Source organism: Paenibacillus sp. 203 (genome assembly GCF_037027525.1).
Taxonomy (GTDB): domain Bacteria; phylum Bacillota; class Bacilli; order Paenibacillales; family Paenibacillaceae; genus Paenibacillus; species Paenibacillus polymyxa_B.
Genome location: NZ_JAXCHD010000094.1, coordinates 1 through 251, shown reverse-complemented (window position 1 = coordinate 251; position 251 = coordinate 1). Strand labels below are relative to the sequence as shown.

General features: G+C 49.4%; 1 rRNA gene. It reads right to left on the bottom strand.

The window, feature by feature from the left end:
• Positions 1-102 (bottom strand): 5S ribosomal RNA (gene rrf / locus WA407_RS26555); the annotation flags it as partial.
• Between the last annotated feature and the right edge of the window lie 149 nt (positions 103-251).

Below are 251 nucleotides of genomic sequence, written 5' to 3'. Positions count from 1 at the left end.
ACTCTCCCAGGACCCTGCGGTCCAAGTACCATCGGCGCTGGAGGGCTTAACGGTCGTGTTCGGGATGGGTACGTGTGGAACCCCTCCGCTATCGCCACCAAACATGAATTTACATCGTAAATTCTACATTCAAGGTTACACCCTGAAAACTGGATCCGAAACTCATTTGCGTTTTATTTTTAGGATAAGCCCTCGACCGATTAGTATTGGTCAGCTCCATGCATTACTGCACTTCCACCCCCAACCTATCT